1 protein-coding gene is annotated in these 256 nt (G+C 70.3%); it reads right to left on the bottom strand.

Annotation, left to right across the window (positions count from 1 at the left end):
* Positions 1-256 (bottom strand): AI-2E family transporter (locus SB772_RS43170; RefSeq protein ID WP_410838918.1); only part of this gene is annotated, 256 nt, incomplete at both ends.

Below are 256 nucleotides of genomic sequence, written 5' to 3'. Positions count from 1 at the left end.
CGGCCATCGTCCATTGCGGCTGGATCGCGGCGGCGAGAATCACGGCGAGCAGCGCCGCGATCCACGTGCCGATATACGGCACGAAGCGCAGCAGCGCCGTCAGCACGCCGAACAGCAGCGCGCCCGGCACGCCGATGATCGCGAGGCCGATCGCGATCGTCGCACCCGCGCCAAGGTTCACGCCGAGCTGCGCGACGAAGTAGCGCGACAGGCGGCTCGCGGCGTCGTTGATCGCGGTGGTCGTGCGATGCAGGTC

This window comes from Paraburkholderia sp. SIMBA_030, from assembly GCF_046535245.1.
In the GTDB taxonomy this organism is placed as follows: domain Bacteria; phylum Pseudomonadota; class Gammaproteobacteria; order Burkholderiales; family Burkholderiaceae; genus Paraburkholderia.
The sequence above is the reverse complement of the archived record's forward strand: the minus strand, read 5'-3'. Positions and strand labels throughout refer to the sequence as shown.